At 38.3% G+C, this 2,850-nt stretch carries 3 protein-coding genes; 1 reads left to right on the top strand and 2 read right to left on the bottom strand.

What is annotated here, in order from left to right; translation table 11 throughout:
* Window positions 1-819, bottom strand: an 819-nt coding sequence (locus tag AC1DWN_RS31655) for a stalk domain-containing protein (protein ID WP_477562823.1), incomplete at its 3' end; no start/stop codon positions are given.
* A 334-nt stretch (window positions 820-1,153) separates the two neighbouring features.
* Between AC1DWN_RS31655 and AC1DWN_RS31650 the strand changes: the two genes are divergently transcribed.
* On the top strand, window positions 1,154-1,306 hold the full coding sequence (locus AC1DWN_RS31650) for a hypothetical protein (protein WP_477562822.1): 153 nt from the start codon (window positions 1,154-1,156) through the stop codon (window positions 1,304-1,306).
* 178 nt (window positions 1,307-1,484) lie between these two features.
* On the opposite strand, the gene AC1DWN_RS31645 is transcribed toward AC1DWN_RS31650, so the two are convergent.
* The coding region (locus AC1DWN_RS31645) for an AMP-binding protein (protein WP_477562821.1) at window positions 1,485-2,850 on the bottom strand (1,366 nt) is incomplete at its 5' end.

The raw sequence follows: 2,850 nt of genomic DNA, 5'->3' as shown, positions 1-2,850 counted from the left end.
CCAATCCGTCTTAATGTAACCGCCTACTGGATTCATATAGATTGGATACTCAACCTTACTTAAATATACTTCATCCTCTATGACAAGCTTACGTGTATATGGCGCGCTTTTATTTCCACTCTTGTCCGAAACGGTAAGTGTAATCGGATATGTACCCGCTTCGAAGAATACTTCTTCCTTGCCTTCCCATTCGAATTTCACGCCCTCTGCATCGGGATCATAGCTCAAATTAACATAATTGATCGGTTCGCCAATTTTGTAGCTAGACTTCGCAAATGTAAATTTTGCTACTGGCTTTGAATTATTTTGATCAGGAATATAGTTTGAATCCGGTTGATTAACAYGAAGTACGTCGATACGTCTTAATTCGCTGTTGTACGTATAGGTTGCACCCATATAATCGGATAACCAGGTAAGCTTTATCATTACACGCCCATTCTTAATGGTCGCAACATCATCAAGCTTAAACCAATAGCCGTTTACGAAAGCCGATTTATTAATCGTATCAAGCATGATGTCGTATTTCGGTGTTTCCATGATAACTTGTCTCTTCTCTTCATTCCATTCAACCTTCATACCAAAAGCGTCTCCGAGAAACTTAGCTGGCACAAATGTTTTGCCTTTAATAATGGTAGGAGGAGCATCCAATACAACCTGCTCACCATCTAGGAAAGCTTCAGACTTGTCAACATAAAAGACAACATATGTTGTACCTGAAGTAATTGGCTTTTCTTTTTCAATTGCAAATGTAACGGTACTAAATGAAAGAAGCATAATCAGTAATAGTGCCAGGGTTCTCTGTTTTTTGTTTAATTTCATACTTAAACTCTCTACTCCTTTAATCAATCTATTTTTTTGACCAGAAAGAAATTTTAACAGGTCGACTGTTAGACGTAAAATAGGATAATAAGTTGCATTATTAGCATTTTATTTAGAAATAGACCTTATATGATGAGTGGATCTAATATACTAATTTGAAATGCCGATTAATAATGTAGGCACTAAGTACTAGTCTAATAGTACTTGTGAAAGAGAGGTCTCACTTCTGAATTCACACGTAGAGCAAAAAACAACCGGAGACCACATCTCTATTACTTTCCTTTCTCAGCTTCTTCGCAACTATATTTACGGTTCAACGGTTGCCGTTGTCGGAATGACGTTTGAGCGAGCGCTCTCCATTCTCGACGAGGGTAAGGGTACACAGTGGGATCCTAAGCTAACTCAGTTATTCGTAGCATCGTTTACCTTAAAGGCTGTAACCGATGAGGAAGCTTCTAAAGTAAAGAGTGCACACATACAAGCGTAAACGGCTGTCGCCGTCTTCTTCGGCAATAGCATTCGTTTCGCGGAGATATATAAGCACATTTATAAATGAAAACCTAATAAATTCTTATATTTTAAAAAAAGTGTTGGATCAGGAAGTCTCCCTGATCCAACACTTTTCGTCCTCTTCTATTTCACGTATTACGGAGTTTCGGACGATTTCAAAGGCGATTTTTAGTTGAGAGGATAGGAGATGATCCAGCACTTGACTGTGAAACTCGAGCTCTAAGCTGCTTTTTATCAAGCTTACCTAAAGGTGTATATGGCATATTTTCAACGAAGGTTATTTCTTTGGGCAGCTGAAATCTTGCAACTCTTGGACGCAACCATTCAAGAAGCTCCTCTTTGGACGTACTCGTATTTGTTTTCACAAGAATGAATGCACTCAGCCTCTGACCGAATTGTTCATCCCTAATCCCAATTACCGCTACATCCTCTATATAAGGGTGCTTAATGAGTACCTGTTCAACCTCAATCGGATACACATTCTCACCAGCTGAGACAACCATATCATCGACTCTGCCGCACAAATAATAATACCCTTTATGATCGCGATAACCTAAATCACCGGTTTCGATCCATGAATGATTGCCATCTTTCTTAGACCACTTATTTTTGATGCAAAATTGACCAATCCTGCCGATTTCGACCTCATTTTTATGATCATCTACTATTTTCAATCGAACACCTACTATTTTTCTGCCAATCGTAGTCGCTGAATATTTCAAGTCATGTGGTGTTGCTATTATATTCGTGCCCGCTTCTGAAGTACCGTACAAATTGAATAATATATCTCCTAGCTTGCTGAAAGTCTCCTCGACAAGCTTCGGATTGAGCTCTGTGCCTCCTGAGGCAATRCAGGCAAGAGATTTTAACCGATTAGAATCCATTTTCAACATTTTATGTATCATTAATGGCACTACAGTCACTACCTCTACCTGATGCTCATGAATCAGATTGCATGCTTTTTCTGCATCGAATCCGTTATTAATAACTATTTTTTTGCCTAACGCGATGAATAAGAATAAAACCGCTACCCCATAGCCGTGATAAATGGGAGTAGCAATATATGCAGTATTGTATCTTAGAAGATTCAGTCTTGAAATAAATGCAAGGAATGGATTCAAATAATTGAACATAGATGGTTGATGTGCAGCTATTTTGGAAAGACCTGTAGTACCGCCTGTGAGTACTATGATTTTACTTAATGAGCTCCGCTGCCGTCGTTTGAGTTTATCACTACCAATAACGTTGGTGTTAATCAAGCTGCTTATTGCCGGTAAATGGTCGTGGTAGCTTACAATTTTATTCTTCTTATAATTGGACTGTTCGATTAATGAGCTCCATTCCCAATCATAAACAATCAAATCAAAATCATAATGATCCAGTAAGTTATTTAATTGACTTGTGCTCATTTCAGCATTTAGCAAATAAATGTCGGCTCCCAACTGAGAAACAGCAAAAATAGATTTAACTAAGCTAGCATGATTTTTACAAATAAGACCTACACGCTGGCCGCTTTTAAGC

The sequence above is a fragment of the Paenibacillus sp. P4_A7 genome (assembly GCF_056402455.1).
This window is presented reverse-complemented; position numbering and strand designations above follow the sequence as displayed.

What these genes read in the sequence shown, in the direction of transcription:
- AC1DWN_RS31650 (WP_477562822.1), top strand. Translation starts at nt 1,154, where the DNA reads ATGACGTTTGAGCGAGCGCTCTCCATTCTCGACGAGGGTAAGGGTACA.